This window comes from Bellilinea caldifistulae (genome assembly GCF_001306055.1).
Classification (GTDB): domain Bacteria; phylum Chloroflexota; class Anaerolineae; order Anaerolineales; family Anaerolineaceae; genus Bellilinea; species Bellilinea caldifistulae.
The window spans coordinates 21,135-35,933 of the sequence record NZ_LGHJ01000029.1 but is presented as its reverse complement, the minus strand read 5'-3'; the positions used below and the strand labels follow the sequence as shown (position 1 = coordinate 35,933).

General features: G+C 48.4%; 16 protein-coding genes. 8 read left to right on the top strand and 8 right to left on the bottom strand.

Annotated features, from left to right (window positions below; genetic code table 11):
• Nucleotides 1-158: 158 nt before the first annotated feature.
• The gene (locus AC812_RS16810; protein WP_061916923.1) at nucleotides 159-2,462 is read left to right on the top strand and encodes a sodium-translocating pyrophosphatase; all 2,304 of its coding nucleotides are present in this window, start codon (nucleotides 159-161) and stop codon (nucleotides 2,460-2,462) included.
• 32 nt (nucleotides 2,463-2,494) lie between these two features.
• Here the strand turns inward: AC812_RS16810 and AC812_RS16805 are convergent, their stop codons facing one another.
• Complete coding sequence (locus AC812_RS16805; protein WP_061916921.1) at nucleotides 2,495-3,238, bottom strand: RluA family pseudouridine synthase; 744 nt, start codon at nucleotides 3,236-3,238, stop codon at nucleotides 2,495-2,497.
• 97 nt (nucleotides 3,239-3,335) lie between these two features.
• On the opposite strand from AC812_RS16805, the gene AC812_RS16800 reads away from it, so the two are divergent.
• Both AC812_RS16800 and AC812_RS16795 read left to right on the top strand, forming a co-directional pair.
• Complete coding sequence (locus AC812_RS16800) at nucleotides 3,336-3,641, top strand: putative quinol monooxygenase (protein WP_061916918.1); 306 nt, start codon at nucleotides 3,336-3,338, stop codon at nucleotides 3,639-3,641.
• Complete coding sequence (locus AC812_RS16795; protein ID WP_061916915.1) at nucleotides 3,635-4,804, top strand: iron-containing alcohol dehydrogenase; 1,170 nt, start codon at nucleotides 3,635-3,637, stop codon at nucleotides 4,802-4,804. The genes AC812_RS16800 and AC812_RS16795 overlap by 7 nt, the downstream gene beginning before the upstream one ends.
• 10 nt (nucleotides 4,805-4,814) lie before the next feature.
• Here the strand turns inward: AC812_RS16795 and AC812_RS16790 are convergent, their stop codons facing one another.
• On the bottom strand, nucleotides 4,815-5,660 hold the full coding sequence (locus AC812_RS16790) for a DegV family protein (RefSeq protein WP_061916913.1): 846 nt from the start codon (nucleotides 5,658-5,660) through the stop codon (nucleotides 4,815-4,817).
• Nucleotides 5,661-5,746: 86 nt separating this feature from the next.
• The gene (locus tag AC812_RS16785) at nucleotides 5,747-6,382 is read right to left on the bottom strand and encodes a nitroreductase family protein (protein ID WP_061916910.1); all 636 of its coding nucleotides are present in this window, start codon (nucleotides 6,380-6,382) and stop codon (nucleotides 5,747-5,749) included.
• Between the two features lie 109 nt (nucleotides 6,383-6,491).
• On the opposite strand from AC812_RS16785, the gene zwf reads away from it, so the two are divergent.
• Nucleotides 6,492-7,994 carry a glucose-6-phosphate dehydrogenase gene (gene zwf / locus AC812_RS16780; protein WP_061916908.1) on the top strand — a complete coding sequence of 501 codons (1,503 nt, stop codon included), beginning with the start codon at nucleotides 6,492-6,494 and terminating at the stop codon, nucleotides 7,992-7,994.
• A 1-nt stretch (nucleotide 7,995) separates the two neighbouring features.
• Here zwf and AC812_RS16775 read toward each other — a convergent pair whose 3' ends face one another.
• Nucleotides 7,996-8,613 (bottom strand): zinc ribbon domain-containing protein, encoded by a 618-nt coding sequence (locus AC812_RS16775; protein WP_061916905.1) that lies wholly within the window; start codon nucleotides 8,611-8,613, stop codon nucleotides 7,996-7,998.
• Between the two features lie 30 nt (nucleotides 8,614-8,643).
• Here AC812_RS16775 and AC812_RS16770 point away from each other — a divergent pair, with 30 nt between their 5' ends.
• On the top strand, nucleotides 8,644-9,267 hold the full coding sequence (locus tag AC812_RS16770) for an SH3 domain-containing protein (RefSeq protein WP_061916902.1): 624 nt from the start codon (nucleotides 8,644-8,646) through the stop codon (nucleotides 9,265-9,267).
• Here AC812_RS16770 and AC812_RS16765 read toward each other — a convergent pair.
• Genes AC812_RS16765 through AC812_RS16750 form a run of 4 tightly spaced genes read right to left on the bottom strand, consistent with a single transcriptional unit; the run spans nucleotide 9,255 to nucleotide 12,272 of the window.
• The gene (locus tag AC812_RS16765; RefSeq protein ID WP_061916899.1) at nucleotides 9,255-9,920 is read right to left on the bottom strand and encodes an alpha/beta hydrolase; all 666 of its coding nucleotides are present in this window, start codon (nucleotides 9,918-9,920) and stop codon (nucleotides 9,255-9,257) included. The two genes, AC812_RS16770 and AC812_RS16765, sit on opposite strands and share 13 nt — an antisense overlap.
• Entirely contained in the window at nucleotides 9,904-10,137 is a 234-nt protein-coding gene (locus tag AC812_RS16760) for a hypothetical protein (protein WP_114676106.1), read from the bottom strand. Before AC812_RS16760 ends, AC812_RS16765 begins: the two co-directional genes overlap by 17 nt.
• A gap of 5 nt (nucleotides 10,138-10,142) precedes the next feature.
• Nucleotides 10,143-11,066: a patatin-like phospholipase family protein gene (locus tag AC812_RS16755; RefSeq protein ID WP_061916894.1), complete on the bottom strand. Its 924-nt coding sequence runs from the start codon at nucleotides 11,064-11,066 to the stop codon at nucleotides 10,143-10,145.
• 27 nt (nucleotides 11,067-11,093) lie between these two features.
• Nucleotides 11,094-12,272, bottom strand: coding sequence for an aminotransferase class V-fold PLP-dependent enzyme (locus AC812_RS16750; RefSeq protein ID WP_061916892.1), 1,179 nt, complete (start codon nucleotides 12,270-12,272; stop codon nucleotides 11,094-11,096).
• Nucleotides 12,273-12,288: 16 nt separating this feature from the next.
• Here AC812_RS16750 and AC812_RS16745 point away from each other — a divergent pair, with 16 nt between their 5' ends.
• Genes AC812_RS16745 through AC812_RS16735 form a run of 3 tightly spaced genes read left to right on the top strand, consistent with a single transcriptional unit; the run spans nucleotide 12,289 to nucleotide 14,793 of the window.
• Complete coding sequence (locus AC812_RS16745; protein WP_061916890.1) at nucleotides 12,289-13,578, top strand: MFS transporter; 1,290 nt, start codon at nucleotides 12,289-12,291, stop codon at nucleotides 13,576-13,578.
• A gap of 19 nt (nucleotides 13,579-13,597) precedes the next feature.
• The gene (gene smpB / locus AC812_RS16740; RefSeq protein ID WP_061916887.1) at nucleotides 13,598-14,050 is read left to right on the top strand and encodes an SsrA-binding protein SmpB; all 453 of its coding nucleotides are present in this window, start codon (nucleotides 13,598-13,600) and stop codon (nucleotides 14,048-14,050) included.
• A 35-nt stretch (nucleotides 14,051-14,085) separates the two neighbouring features.
• The gene (locus AC812_RS16735; protein WP_061916883.1) at nucleotides 14,086-14,793 is read left to right on the top strand and encodes a diacylglycerol/polyprenol kinase family protein; all 708 of its coding nucleotides are present in this window, start codon (nucleotides 14,086-14,088) and stop codon (nucleotides 14,791-14,793) included.
• The last annotated feature ends 6 nt before the right edge of the window (nucleotides 14,794-14,799 follow it).

The window sequence follows — 14,799 nt, the reverse complement described above, 5'->3', positions numbered from 1 at the left end:
CCAATTCCCATAAACCTAATATTTGTCCTGAAAATGGGTGATAAATTTTGATTGACATTTGGTTTGGTTGTTATACAATGATTTAGTGCGTCTTGATGGAATTCAGACGCATTCATGGGTTAATCTCCCCAAAATCCCTTTACCAACCTGGAGGCAATATGGATATTCTCGGTCTTTCCAGGCACGGTCTGCAAACGCCGTTCGAGCAGATAGCCGTGCTCAGTGTGCTTGTGGTTGCGCTGCTCAGCCTTTTGTATGCCTGGCTTCTGCGCAACAATGTTTTAACCAAGGACAAAGGCACCGAAAAAATGCAGGAAGTTTGGGAAGCCATTCGTCAAGGAGCGGATGGCTACCTTCAGCGGCAATTAAAAACCATTTTGCCAGCGATTGCGCTCCTCACCATTGCGTTGTTCCTGAGTGTTGCGGTGGTGGAACCGAGTCTTGAGGCGCAAGAGGAGTTCGGTCATCTTGGAGCGACAAATGTCACATTAATTGTGGCATTTGGAAGAACTATTGCGTTTATTATGGGGGCCTCCTTCTCTTTGATTGTCGGTCAATTGGGGATGCGCATGGCCATTCAAGCCAGTGTACGGGCGGCTTCCGCTGCGCGAAGATCTTTCAATGAGTCGCTTTCAATTGCATATTATGCCGGCACAATCACCGGCATGCTTACCGATGGTTTGGGACTGATGGGGGGGACCTTGATCTTTATTGTTTTTGGCCGGGCAGCACCCGATGCTCTGCTGGGGTTTGGTTTTGGAGGTACCTTGCTGGCTCTGTTCATGCGAGTTGGCGGCGGAATTTACACCAAAGCTGCGGATGTTGGAGCAGACCTGGTCGGTAAAGTTGAAAAAGACATCCCCGAGGATGATCCCCGAAATGCCGCTGTTGTCGCGGATCTGGTGGGCGATAATGTCGGTGACTGCGCCGGCATGGCTGCGGATATTTTTGAAAGCTATGAGGTCACCATTGTTTCAGCCCTGATTCTGGGGTTGGTACTGTATCAGGCTACTGGACAGATTCACTACATCGTTTATCCACTGGTCATTCGTGCGATTGGGGTAATCAGCTCGATTATCGGGACATTCACGGTTCCAATTTGGGAACGTTTTCCGATCAAGTTTTTACGAGCGCATGATGCCGAGGAGGCCATGTTCCGCTCTTATGAGGTCTCCAGTGTTAACACCGTGATCTTCTCCTTCCTGTTGGCAATTTTATACGCCGGTGATTGGCGCTTGGGATTACTGACGACCATTGGTGTGGGGCTGGCTGTTGCTTTCAATCCACTGACCTCATACTTTACCGCAACCCGCAAAGCGCCTGTGCAGGAGATCGTTAAATCCACCCGCACTGGTCCGGCGACTACCATTCTTTCTGGACTTTCGGTTGGAATGGAATCGAGTGTGTGGGCACTGGTGGTGATTGCAATTTCCTTTACATTGGCTAAATTGATTTATCAGGCGGATGGAGCGAACTTCGTTTTGTATGCCGTCGCCATGATTGGCATTGGAATGCTTAGCCACACGGGAAACAACGTGGCAATGGACTCCTATGGGCCGATTTCTGACAATGCGAATGGTATTGCTGAGATGGCCTGGCATGATATGGATGACCCCGAGACTCTGAAAGCACGGCAGATTATGGCCGATCTGGATGCAGTTGGCAATACAACCAAAGCGATTACGAAGGGGATTGCCATTGCGTCAGCCGTAATCGCGGCAGTCAGTTTGTTCGCATCTTACATAACAGATGTCAACCGCGCCAAAAGCGGCGTTATGGAAGCCATTCGCATTTCGGATACGACTGTTTTCATCGGCTTTTTGCTGGGCGGTGCGTTGCCATGGTTGTTCAGCTCGCTTTCGATTCGGGCAGTGTCGCGGGCTGCCAGTGAGATTGTGGAAGAGGTGCGAAAACAGTTCCGTGTGCCGGGTATCATGGAAGGGACGGTTAAGCCGGATTACGCCCGGGTTGTTTCCATTTCTACCCGTTCCGCTCAAAAGGAGCTGATACCGCTGGCTGTGATTTCGATCACCATGCCTTTACTGGTTGGGCTGGTTCTGCAAGTGGAAGCATTGGGTGGTTATCTGGCCGGCGTTATTTTGAGCGGCCAACTGCTGGCTGTGTTTATGGCAAACGCGGGCGGTGCCTGGGACAATGCTAAAAAAGCAATTGAAGATGAGCCGCGTAGTTTAGAGCAGAACACCGGTAAGGGTTCCGAACGTCATAAGGCCGGTGTGGTCGGGGATACGGTTGGTGACCCGTTGAAAGATACGGCTGGCCCGGCATTGAACCCGATGATTAAAGTGGTCAATCTGGTGTCGTTGCTAGCCGCACCAATCATTGTTAATTTCCAATTGAATTCCTTTGTGGGGATTGTGGTTGTGTTAATCCTGTTCGCTGGATTTATCTGGGCTATCTGGCAGAGTAAGCGACCAGTACCGGATGTGGATAAACCGATCTAAGCACAATGATAAAAATCAAAACGAGGGCGGTGTTAACTTCCGCCCTCGTTTTGTAATTGGGTGATGGTGCATTCAAAATCGTCGGGATAGGGGGCGATGATTTGAAGAGTGCGCTGCAGTACTGAATGAAAAAACTCAATTTTCCAGCTGTGCAGGGCGATTCTCCGAATCGGCAGAGATTGTCCAATATGCCGATAATTCGGCGGTAAATGGGGGTGCGAATCGGCATGACCAGGGGGATGATTGTATGGGAAGTAAAGCGGATCATTCAACAGCCAGTAACCGGCGGCGGCCAGGTGAGCGCGAATTTGATGCGTATAGCCGGTTTTAGGTTCTGCTTCCAGGAGTAAAATATCCTTTTGCAATGATTCAACCTGATTGACAAATGTACTTGCGGGTTTTCCTTTTTGAAAGTCTATCACCGTTCGATGAGCGCGGTCTCCGTTGACCCGTAAAGGGTAGGTTATTTTCAATGGTTCGGTAATTTGATGGCCCATTGCCAGTAAATGATATGTTTTCTTAATCAGGCGATTTTGGAATTGTTGATTGAGATGCCGATGAGTATCTGCATTACGGGCAATAAGGATCGCCCCGCTGGTTTCGCGATCCAAACGGTGAACAACCCACAATTTTCCAAATTTATCCATGAGAAGATGGTACAGATTGGGCAAATCTCGGTGATACCCATCGGGGATGACTCGCAAGCCAGCGGGTTTGTTTACAACTAGCAGGTATTCGTCTGCATAAAGGAGGATGATTTCGTTTTTCGGTAACATCTAATCGGTTGGAATTGGAAACAAAAAGAGATGAGAAACATTATCGAGGTGGGTATAATTTGTTTAACCCAATCATACCATCTACCGGAGGTTGAAGATGCACATTGTGCTGGTTCATATTCATGTAAAGCCAGAATTTCGAGAGGCATTTATCCGGGAAACTTTAGAAAACGCGCGTAACAGCCTTCAAGAAGAAGGCATTGCCCGCTTTGATTTTTTACAACAAAAGGAGGACCCAAACCGATTCACGTTGGTTGAGGTTTATTACGCAGAATCCGATCAAGAAAAGCACCGTCAGACAGCTCACTATCAAAAATGGCGAGAAGTTGTAGCGGACATGATGGCAGAACCACGCCAGGGAGTGCGATACTCCAACATCTTTCCTGAGGAGGGAGCGTGGTAAGTGAATCATTTGCTTTTGATTTTCAAACCGCCCAGCGGATTTTGTTTGGAAGCGGTTTGGCGGATCGTCTTGGCTCGCTGGCGGCGGAATATGGGCATCGGGCTTTGTGGATTTCTATCAATCCCCGTTCCTATCACCAAACTTTGGAACAATCTTTAATCACTGCCGGGATTTCTTTCCGGATGGCCGTTGTACAAGGTGAGCCAAAACTTGGTCAGATTCTTGAACTGGTTGAGCAGGTCAAAGCGGATCAACCTGAGGTAGTCATTGCCACCGGTGGAGGCAGTGTGATGGATTGTGCCAAGGCGGTGGCTGCTCTTGCGGTTAATCCGGGTGATCCCTTAGAGTATCTCGAAGTTGTCGGCAAGGGGAAACCTTTGCCAGTACATCCCTTGCCGGTGATTGCTGTTCCGACAACGGCGGGTACCGGCAGTGAAGTAACCCGAAATGCGGTCATTTCATTGCCGGAGCATAAAGTCAAGGTCAGTTTACGCAGCCCCAAAATGCTCCCCGCTGTGGCTTTAATTGATCCGTCCCTGACACTGGATCTCCCCCCTATTGTGACTGCCAGTACTGGCATGGATGCCCTGACTCAGGTGATTGAACCGTATGTTTCAAACCGGGCAAATGTTTTTACCGATTTATTTTGTGAGGGCGGCATCCGAAAAATTGCCCATTCATTGCGCACGGCATACCACGAGGGGAATACCCTTTGGGCACGGGAGGAGATGGCTTTTGGCAGTTTGATGGGCGGTTTAGCTTTGGCCAACGCTGGGCTCGGAGCGGTTCATGGTTTTGCCGCGCCACTGGGCGGCATGTTTGAAGCGCCCCACGGAGCCATTTGTGCGCGTTTGCTGCCGGTGGTCAGTCGGGTTAATATTCTGGCTGTGCAACAGCGCAGCCCAAATCATCCGGTCCTTGAACGATATCAAAGACTGGCTGGCTGGCTGGTGGGAGATTCTGGTGCAAGCATTTGGCAGGGTGTTGAGTGGTTAGAAAATATATGTGAGGAATTCAAAATCCCCCGCTTACGAGCGTATGGCATTCGGAAAAAAGATTTTTCTAAGGTGATTGAAGCCGCCCGAAAAGCAAGCAGCATGAAAGCCAACCCAATTGAGTTGACCGATGAAGAACTTTTGCGGATTTTAGAGGAATCTTTCTGAAGGAGACGGATTATCCTGCCTCTGTAAAGTAGCTCACTGCGATGACACCCGGACCGGCATGGACGAGAATTGCAGGCGGCAGGTCATATATCCGAACCGAAGAGATTCCTAGTTGGTTCTTAAATTCTTCCGCAAGGTTCAGGGCTTCTTCCTCGGCATCCCCGTGCATGATAGTGAGTAAGGCGCCGTCATGGCGGGGACAGTCAGAATAAACCAGTTCTTTAAGACGGGCCATTGCGCGCCGTTTCGTGCGTTGACTTTCCACAGGTTCGGTGCGGCCATCTTTGAATTGGAGAATGGGCTTGACCTGCAAAAGACTGCCAACCAGCATTTTCGCCCCTCCAATACGGCCGCCTTTATAAAGGTATTCGAGTGTGTCAACCACAAAATAAACCCGTTCCCTCCGGCTCATGTCTTTGACCCGCTCAATAATTGTGTCGGCGTCTAACCCCTCTTTTGCCCAGCGGTGAGCTTCCAGCACAATGGAGGCCAATCCGGAGCCAATTGTGCGTGTATCCACAATGCGAATATCGCGTCCGGGAAAATCTGCTGCAGCCACTTCGGCACTGCGGAAGGTTCCAGAAACATCAGCAGAGGGAGTTAACACAATGATGGTATTACCGTTCTGCGTGTATTTTTCATAGATGGGATGATATAGGGCTGGGGGCGGGGCAGCAGTTTTTGGCAGTGTCGTTGACTCACGCAGCCTTTTTAGAAAAGTTTTGCTGTCCATTTCGGTGTCATCGCGGTAGGTTTCATTACCAAAGACAATGATTTGGGGTATATAGGGTATCCCCAATGCATCGGCTTGATCAACCGGAATGCTGGATGTTGTATCTGCAACTATCGTAACCATGATGATTCCTTTCCTGGGGTTTCCGAAGGATAAAAAAATAGCATCACATTCCTGTGATGCTATTATACATGGATAAAGCGTTCAGATTAATCCTCAAACAGAGGTTGCTGCCAACTTCCTCGAAAGGCAAATTCGGAAACCGGTTTTCTGGTTCGTTCTCTTTGTTCTTTTTCCTGTACTTCACCTGGCAAATCTTCCAAATCGCCAGCATAACCTACGGCGATCATTAGCCGAGGGGTGTAGCCTGAGGGAATGTTGAAAAGCATTCGGGCTTTTTCTGCGTCAAAACCAGCCATAGGCCGGCAACTCAAGCCCATGGCAGTAGCCTGGAGTAACAGGTTCTGATTGGCCATGCCTAAATCGTGCAGCGCTTTTGTGTTTTCCTTGCCGTCGGGACGAATGTCTTGACTGATGGCGAGGATAAGGAGCGGTGCACGATTTGCCCATACCTGATTATCTGGGTTAAGACATGATCGGGCTTTTTCCAATTGTTCAGCATTCGTAGGCTCGAAAACAAGGTAAACCCACGGCTGGCGATTTCCACTGGAAGGAGCTGAGCGAGCGGCTTCCAGCAAGAGGTGAATTTGTTCCCAGGTTAGCAACCGCTCTGGATCATATATCCTGGACGACCGCCGGGATTGAATCAATGGGTGAATTCCGGGGTGGGGAAATTCACTCATGGAGTAAATTTTGGGTACGGAGGGGTCATTTTGAATTTTCATAACAGTTTCCATGTTGTATATAATTTTCTCTGTTTATTTTAACCGGCAGGTTGTAAAATTGATAGCAATTGTATGATGCCCAGGCAAAACCCCTTAAAGGACTTTGGAAATGACTCCGAATAATTCTGAGATCAAGAGCACCTCACTTGCTATTGTGATTTTCGGCGTTACTGGTGATTTGACCCGAAGAAAACTACTGCCTGCCTTGTATGAGTTGATGAAAGCTGAAAAGCTACCCGAAAAATTGCATCTGATTGGCTTTGCTCGCAGAGATTGGAGCGATGAGTTTCTCCGTGAAAAATTACAGGCCGGCATTGAAGAACATTCCCGCAGTAAACCCATTGATCCGCAGATTTTAGAACGCTTATTGGCGAGAACCCACTATGTTCAATCAACATTTGAGGATTTTCAAGGATACCAGAAATTAAGCGAATTAATTAAAGGCAACCGGATTCAAAATGTACTTTTGTATCTGGCGACTCCACCAGAAGAATATCTGGTCATTGTTGAGTTGTTAGGAAAGAGCGGCCTGAACAAACGAGAAAACGGCTGGACCAGAATTGTCATTGAAAAGCCATATGGTCGGGACATCGAATCCGCAACCATACTGGAACAGGCTGTACACCGCGTTTTTTCCGAAAAACAGGTTTACCGCATTGACCATTATCTTGGAAAGGAAACCGTCCAAAATATCCTCGTATTTCGGTTTGCCAATGCGATTTTTGAACCTTTGTGGGATCGCCGGTATGTAGATCATGTCCAGATCACCGTGTCTGAAACAGTCGGTGTAGGAACGCGTGCGGGTTATTATGATAATGCCGGTGTCATTCGTGATATGTTTCAAAATCACTTGTTGCAGCTGGTTACCCTGACTGCCATGGAAGCACCGGTGGGTTTTAATGCCGATGCGGTAAGGGATGAAAAAGTAAAAGTATTGAAAGCCCTGCGCCCCCTGAGGGGGAAGGATGCTATCCAGAATACCTACCGGGCTCAATATGTTTCCGGTACCGTTGATGGTAAGCGTGTACCGGGTTATAAGGATGAAGCGGGCGTTCCACCCGACTCTGTTACCGAAACCCTGTTGGCTGCTCGTTTGTACATTGATAACTGGCGCTGGGCGGGGGTACCTTTCTATGTCCGCTCTGGAAAAAGACTGCCAACTCGTCTGACCGAGATCGTTATCCGTTTTCGTCAAGCTCCATTGTCCCTGTTTGACTGGCATAATCTGGCGGGTGATGCACCCAATACCCTGGTACTCAGCCTTCAACCGGATGAAGGAATTCGGTTGGAATTTGGCGCAAAGGCGCCGGGGCCGATCAACCAAATTGCCCCGGTCAACATGGAGTTCAACTATCAAGAGACTTTCGGTACGGAGCCACCTGAAGCCTACGAGCGATTACTGCTGGATTGCATTCAGGGAGATGCAACCCTGTTCACCCGTTCCGACGAGGTGCTGAGTCAGTGGGCCTTCACCTCCAACATTTTAGAGGCCTGGCAGCAATTTCCCGTGCGCAATCTGCCGGTTTATGAAGCCGGTACGTGGGGGCCGCCGGGAATAGATGATTTCATCCAGCAGGACGGACGGCAATGGCGTAATCCTTCAGGCGATTAATTTATGTGGATTTACCGCAATTTGGGCATTTACGCTCGTTGGGTTTGAGAATAAAACCGCAAAACCGGCAGGTTTTTGGTTGAAGATTACCTAATGGTGCACCGCAAGCAATGCAGTGTGGTTCACCAAGGGGATTGGGTGTGTTGCAATAATCGCATACCAGGCGTCTGAATCTCTCGGACAGTTCCTGAGTGCTGTTCAGCGATCTGGCGGTTTGATCAACCACTTGCCAGATTTGGTCAATCAACTGAATTGATTCAATATCCTGAGCAAGATCATCTATCCGATGGAGTAAATTCAGGGGGTTGCGCAAGGCAAACAAAGCGGTCTTTCCCAGGCTGGCAGCCACTCCCAGCCAGTTTTGCTGTCCCATCTGGACAATAATTCCATCTTGGTGAGATTGGATAGAGACCGTGATGGCGGTTTGACCACCGGAGGTAGCGTTAGGACGAGTGCCGATTTGAACTACAATTTTATCGCCGCTACCGATTTGCTGAGCGCGATAGTTACCGCGGTTGAAGGCTGCAAACAAACTGCGGGAAATATCCGTTGGCGTAACAGCACCGTGATAAATTCTGTGCAATTGATCAGATCGGTTATAATCTGCAGATGTACTCATCGCTCGGGCTTTCAAAAATCAGGTGAAAGAATGCGTTTGAAGAAACAAGTCGGGTTTTTTCTGCTGTTTATTATAACGATAATCATGTCATTTGGGTTGCCGGGATTGGAACAGACCCGGGTTCTGGCTCAAATTCCAACCGTAGATATTGCGACGGTCACAAGTACTCCCAGCGGGCCGATTGTCTCGGTCAGAGCAGGCAGCAATGAACCCTCGATCAACGTCCGCAGTGGGCCAAATGCGTTGTATCCTCGCGTTGGCATTTTGTTGATCGGCCAGACGGCGGTGGCAAAGGGCCGCTCGCCGGGCGGTGATTGGATTTTAATCGAGTACCCTGGTGCGCCGGGCAATGTTGGGTGGGTTTACAGCGCTTTTGTGAATATTACCCCCGGCGAATTACCCATTGTGGAGCCACCACCAACCCCAACCCGGGATATGACCGCGACGATAGATCCGACCCTTGCGGCACAATTTATTGTGACCGTTGCCCCAACTCGTTTGCCAACCTTTACTCCGCCGCCTCCACTGGTGATACCCACTTTTCAGAATCCCTCAACGGGGGTTGTGCCGGGTGTACCGATGGGGCTGATCATCGTTGTTTTATTCACGATTGGTGTTTTACTGGGAATTTTTTCCTTTGTTCAGCGTCGCTGAGGAGCAAAAAAGTGGTTGAGCTCTCGAAAACAGGCTGAACTGATGCGATGACCAACCGGCGAGTGGCAAAATTGCACCGTGGCGTTGGCTTTTTTCAGAAATTGAACAACCTCATAAGCACGCTGGACCGGCACAATGTCATCCTGACTTCCATGGGCAACAAAGAAGGCGATTTTGGCAAAATCCTCCGGAGGCTGGTAATCATCCGGCAGGAAGGGTAAAAAGCCAGAGAGCACCGCCGCTTTGTGAACCTGAGCAGGATATTGTAAACAATAAGCGAGGGCAAGCGCTGCTCCCTGACTGAAACCCATCAGATCAATTGGCTGATCAGGAAGAGAATAGTCGCGCCGAATAAGCCTGAGGAGTTGATTTAAAGCCTGAGCAGGTTCGATAAAGGCTTGTAAAGTTGCTTCCCGCCCAGGCCGGTGACCAATCCACCCATAACCGCCTTCGGGTGTAGAAATCCATCCGCGTGGGGCAATAATCCAGTATTCGGAGGATACGGCTCGCTGAAAAATCTGCATCGAGTTTTCGTCTCCCGTCCAGCCATGAATCATGAGTAGAATTCTTGCGGATTGTTGATCGGCAGCCGGGCGAATTCTAAGAACCCATTGTTGATAAAGGATGATTTCAGATTCAGTTACCTCGTTCACGTTTGACGATCCACTCCAACAAACTCAGAATAAACACGATTAAGACAATTGGGGTAAGTCCAGCAATAAAGCAGAGAATTCCTAAAACAAGTGCGCCACTTCCATAAAAATAAAGGATTAAACCCCCGCCAACCAATAATATCAGCAAAATACCGCCGACAATTAAGCGGACGGTCGTTTGGCGGGCATAACGGCGCAGGTCGCGAATCATCGGCAAAAAATTTAATCGTTGAGGTCTTCTTCTAAAACTTTTCCGGGAGGATGAGCACCGCGGAAACGGCGGACAATCTGATAATACCAGGCAAGCGATTCGTGCAAACGGGGCAGAATATCCAGCACACTTTTTTCACCCGCTTCCAGCAATTCCTGCGGATTTACCCGATCCAATGGGGCAATGTGATGGACTTCGGGGCGAATAATTACATCCGGCTTTTCAACCTGTAAGCGCAATTCAGTGACCATTCGGCTGGTAATGTCCATGGAGTTGACAAAAATTCTCAAGGACTGAGCAATTCTGGATTGGGTTATTTGCTGAAGAATGGGACGCGGAAGCGGGGGGTCAATTGGCACACTCAACTCTGGTATTTCGCGCCATTCTTCGGGGGAGGGCGAGAGACAAACCGCAACGACAGGCAAATGAGGCGCCAGCCAGCGGGCAACGGCAACGGGTACCGGGTCCAGTACCCCCCCATCCACCAGCTCCATGTTGTTCAAGAAGACTGGCGGAAAGACACCGGGAATGGCAACAGTTGCGAGCACAGCCTGCACCACACTGCCTTTGTTCAGAATGATTTCCTGCTTGGAGCGGATATCCACAGCAGTTAATGCCAGAGGAATGGATAAATCTGAGAAGTTTTTACCTTCCAGGTAGTTGTTGAGGAAATTGACCAGACCTGCCAGACCAAGTAACGAGGGCGGATCATGGGGTTTCCGGGAGAAGAAATCTTTTTGATTAACCATCCCCAGTTCAGAGATAATCAAGTCAAGGCTAATGCCGGCGGCATAAACAGCACCGACGATTCCACCTGCGCTGGTACCCGCAATGGCGCGAATTTTGAAGCCTTCCTTCTCCAATTGTTTTATAACGCCAATGTGAGCAATTCCCTTCACACCGCCGCCACCCAAAGCCAGTGCAATCTCAGTCATCCATGTCCTCCTCTATGAATTTTTGAATCAAACTTTGCAAAGTATAACAGAGAGAGCCTTCTTTAAAGCAAGAATATCCGATTCATCATTGTAAATCTGAAGGGAAAAACGAATCAAATGGCGATTTCGCCACCTTGTAACAGGTATTTCGATATTAAATTCCCGATACAACCGATCCTGAAGAGCAGCCGAGTCCAATTTCTCGGGCAGCGGCACAGTGCCCATCTGCATATACCACTCAGGGCTATCCGGATACAAAGCCGATTGGCCTGTCACCTCTTCAATCATTTGCCGGGTCTGAGCAGCCATCTGATGGCAACTCTGCCGCAATTCTTTCCAACCCATCTGCTGTTGAAAGTGAATGGCATCTGGCACTGTTAGAAATGCGGAAATATCACGTGTGCCGCTCCATTCAAGGTAATCTACAAAGCGGGACTCACCGGGAGTTTCACTCTCCCACCCCCACGAGACGATTAAAGGTTCAATCAAGTGCTGAACATTGGGGTGAGCATAAATGAAGGCAGAACCTTTTGGGGCGCACAGCCATTTGTGGAGGTTGCCTACATAGAAATCAGCACCAAGGTCTTCCAGGTTGAGCTCGATTTGACCGGGGGCATGTGCTCCGTCAACAATCGTGAGGATACCCTGCCGGCGAGCCAGTTTGCAAATGGTTTGAACTGGAAGAATTAGAGCAGTGGGTGAAGTGATGTGACTGATGAAAATTACTCTGGTATTGGGAGAAACCCCTGCCCAAAAGTTTGCGATAATTTGGTCTGGATTTTTTACTGGCAGGTTTAACGGCTGGTTGATATACTTGAAACCGCGTTTTTGAGCAAGGAATCGCCATGTTCGATCCAAAGCCCCGTATTCGTGATCCGTACTCAGAACCTCATCTTGACGGGTGAGATTTAAGCTTCTGGCGATGATATTTAAACCGGTCGTGGCATTGGTGACGTAAACCAGATTAGCGGGCTGGGTGTGGAGGTACTCGGCCAAGGCTGCCCGTGATTGTGACAAAAGGTCTCTTGCCCTGCGTCCTAAAAATTCAACCGGCTGGCGTTCAAGTTCTCTTTGCCAGTACTGATAGCGTTCAAAAACAGGTATGGGCGTAGCCCCAAAAGAACCATGGTTGAGAAAGACGATATCCGGTCTAAGCAAGAATAATGAGCGATAAGTTGATTGATGTGACTGAGTTTGAATATTCATTGGCCTGAGCTCCGCTATGGCATTTCACGTGTTTTCAATCTTACCACCACAAGCATCTCCACAAGTAAAACGCAATTATTATCATTTTTATGCCGATGTGATCTGGTTTGGGGTTTTGAACGGCAGTGCGCTTTCGTTTTTGGCAGTTTATGCAACCCGGATTGGGGCCAATGCTCAACAAATCGGTTTGATCAATGCTGCTCCAGCAATCATGGCTATTCTTTTCTCGTTACCATTTGGGGTGTGGATAGAGCCTCAATCCAAACGCCGGGCAACCTTGATTACTGCGCTTTTAATGCGCCTCTTTTATCTTCCACTCTTCCTGATTCCCGCTCGATTGTCAGTTGATTTCCAAATCCCAATAATCCTTGTAATGGTTTTCCTGATGTACATACCAGCCACCGGCTTAGGCGTGGCTTTTAACGCGTTGTTTGCGGAAGCAATACCCATTCAGGATCGCGCTCAAATTGCGGGAATTCGTAATGTATTTTTTGCAATCATCTCGATTCTCACTTCTCTTACCTGCGGCTATATCCTGGATCATTTCCGGTTTCCATTGGGATATCAGATTGTCTTTGCAATTGGTTTTTTCAGTGCAGCTCTGTCCACTTTGCATTTGGGCTTGATTCGACCTGCGACCGATGAAAGACCATTCTCCAATAATCAATTTGATATGAATCACGATCAAGAAGAGAAAACCAGAGGGGTAAAATATCCCTCAAAAAACATCCAAAGTCTTGCCAACAATTCCCTGCATTTGGAAATCCTCAAGAGCCCCTTTCGATCGGTCTTGTGGATGATGTTTTCTTTTCATTTGGCGCAATTTCTTCCGCTCCCTTTATTTCCTGTATTTGCGGTAAAGGTGTTGGCAGTGTCTGATCAAACCATCAGTATAGCCAATGCCATATTTTTTCTGGCAATGCTGATCATATCCAGTCAGGTTTCACGGTTGGTGGGAATTTTTGGAAATCAGAAAGTTACCGGACTTGGTTTGATTTTCCTTTCGGGATATCCGTTTATTTTAAGCCTGTCATATACGCCAGTTCCGTATCTGGCAGCCCATTTATTGGGCGGCACTGGATGGGGGCTGGCAAGCAGCACGATGTTCAACTTTGTGCTGGAAAAAGCCCCTTCGGAAACTCGTTCTGCCCATCTTGCGTGGTTTAATCTATTTGCCAATGCAGGAATTTTACTGGGGTCGTTAATTGGCCCGTCGGTAAGTTCGATCATTGGAATTCGATGGGCTTTGTTGTTTTTTGCTATATTCCGTTTCTGGTCGGGGTTGAACATAGTCCGCTGGAAGTAGATGTGTTAAAATCGCTGGTATGTCAATGAAAGTGGTCGCCACAAACCGAAAGGCACGTTTTGAGTATTTTTTACTCGAAACCTACGAAGCCGGAATTGCGCTTCAGGGAAGTGAAATCAAGTCCATTCGAGCCGGGCAAATCAGTTTAGCAGAGGCTTATGTTCAAACCGATGGGAAGGAAGCCTGGCTGATCAACGCCCATATTGCCCCCTATGAACAGGCGAATCGGTTCAATCATGATCCTCGCCGTCCGAGAAAACTTCTTCTGCACAAGCGCGAAATTCGCGAACTGTGGAATGCGGTGCGTCAAAAGGGGGTAACGATTGTGCCCGTTCAGGTATACTTGAAAGATGGTAAAGCTAAGATAGAAATTGCCGTGGCAAAGGGAAAAAAACTTTATGATAAACGCCATGAGATTGCCAAACGCGACCAGACGCGAGAAATGGAAAGGGAAAGAGGGCGTGATTTTTAGGGCGATCCTTTTCCCATTCATGGCAAGGGGTGAGGATGCTTGGAAATAATTTGCTGGCACTGGTAGTTACCTTTGCTTTGGCCTTGCTATGGCTGCGCTTTAACGATTTTCTTGCGCACCGTGGTTGGATCAGTTCTCAACTGAGCAGAAAAATCATCCATGCCGGTACAGGCCCGATATTTGTTTTATGCTGGTTGTTGTTTACCGATCAGTCATCCTCTCGCTGGCTGGCTGCGCTGGTGCCTTTTGCGATTACCATTCAATTTTTTTTGATTGGAATTGGGGTTATACGCGATCAGGCAGCCGTGGATGGAATGTCACGCAGCGGGGATCCGCGTGAAATTTTGAGAGGACCACTTCTTTACGGAATAGTCTTTGTGATTTTAACGATAGTCTACTGGTATGATTCTCCGATTGGCATTACGGCTTTGATGATGATGTGTGGTGGTGATGGCCTGGCGGATGTAATTGGTAAAAGAATACCGGGAAAACCACTTCCCTGGTCACCCAGAAAGACATGGTTTGGAACCGCCGCCATGTTTTTTGCCGGTTGGTTATTTTCAATTGTGATTCTGTCTGTGTTTGTGATTTCTGGTAAACTTTCTCATTCTTTATCTTCTTTGTTGTTGCCGGTAACCGGATTGGCTCTTATCGCCACAGCCATTGAGTCCTTGCCGATGAAGGATATTGACAACCTCACCGTCCCATTGGGGTGTGTGGTCTTAGGACATTTTCTTTTCTGACCGAAG

Excerpts from the sequence above, each read along its gene's own strand:
- AC812_RS16785 (WP_061916910.1), bottom strand. The coding sequence starts at position 6,382 with ATGAAAATTCAAAATGACCCCTCCGTACCCAAAATTTACTCCATGAGT.
- smpB (WP_061916887.1), top strand. The coding sequence starts at position 13,598 with ATGTCAATGAAAGTGGTCGCCACAAACCGAAAGGCACGTTTTGAGTAT.
- AC812_RS16750 (WP_061916892.1), bottom strand. The coding sequence starts at position 12,272 with ATGAATATTCAAACTCAGTCACATCAATCAACTTATCGCTCATTATTC.
- AC812_RS16775 (WP_061916905.1), bottom strand. The coding sequence starts at position 8,613 with ATGAGTACATCTGCAGATTATAACCGATCTGATCAATTGCACAGAATT.
- AC812_RS16800 (WP_061916918.1), top strand. The coding sequence starts at position 3,336 with ATGCACATTGTGCTGGTTCATATTCATGTAAAGCCAGAATTTCGAGAG.
- AC812_RS16790 (WP_061916913.1), bottom strand. The coding sequence starts at position 5,660 with ATGGTTACGATAGTTGCAGATACAACATCCAGCATTCCGGTTGATCAA.
- AC812_RS16735 (WP_061916883.1), top strand. The coding sequence starts at position 14,086 with ATGCTTGGAAATAATTTGCTGGCACTGGTAGTTACCTTTGCTTTGGCC.
- AC812_RS16805 (WP_061916921.1), bottom strand. The coding sequence starts at position 3,238 with ATGTTACCGAAAAACGAAATCATCCTCCTTTATGCAGACGAATACCTG.
- AC812_RS16745 (WP_061916890.1), top strand. The coding sequence starts at position 12,289 with ATGGCATTTCACGTGTTTTCAATCTTACCACCACAAGCATCTCCACAA.
- AC812_RS16770 (WP_061916902.1), top strand. The coding sequence starts at position 8,644 with ATGCGTTTGAAGAAACAAGTCGGGTTTTTTCTGCTGTTTATTATAACG.
- zwf (WP_061916908.1), top strand. The coding sequence starts at position 6,492 with ATGACTCCGAATAATTCTGAGATCAAGAGCACCTCACTTGCTATTGTG.
- AC812_RS16755 (WP_061916894.1), bottom strand. The coding sequence starts at position 11,066 with ATGACTGAGATTGCACTGGCTTTGGGTGGCGGCGGTGTGAAGGGAATT.
- AC812_RS16810 (WP_061916923.1), top strand. The coding sequence starts at position 159 with ATGGATATTCTCGGTCTTTCCAGGCACGGTCTGCAAACGCCGTTCGAG.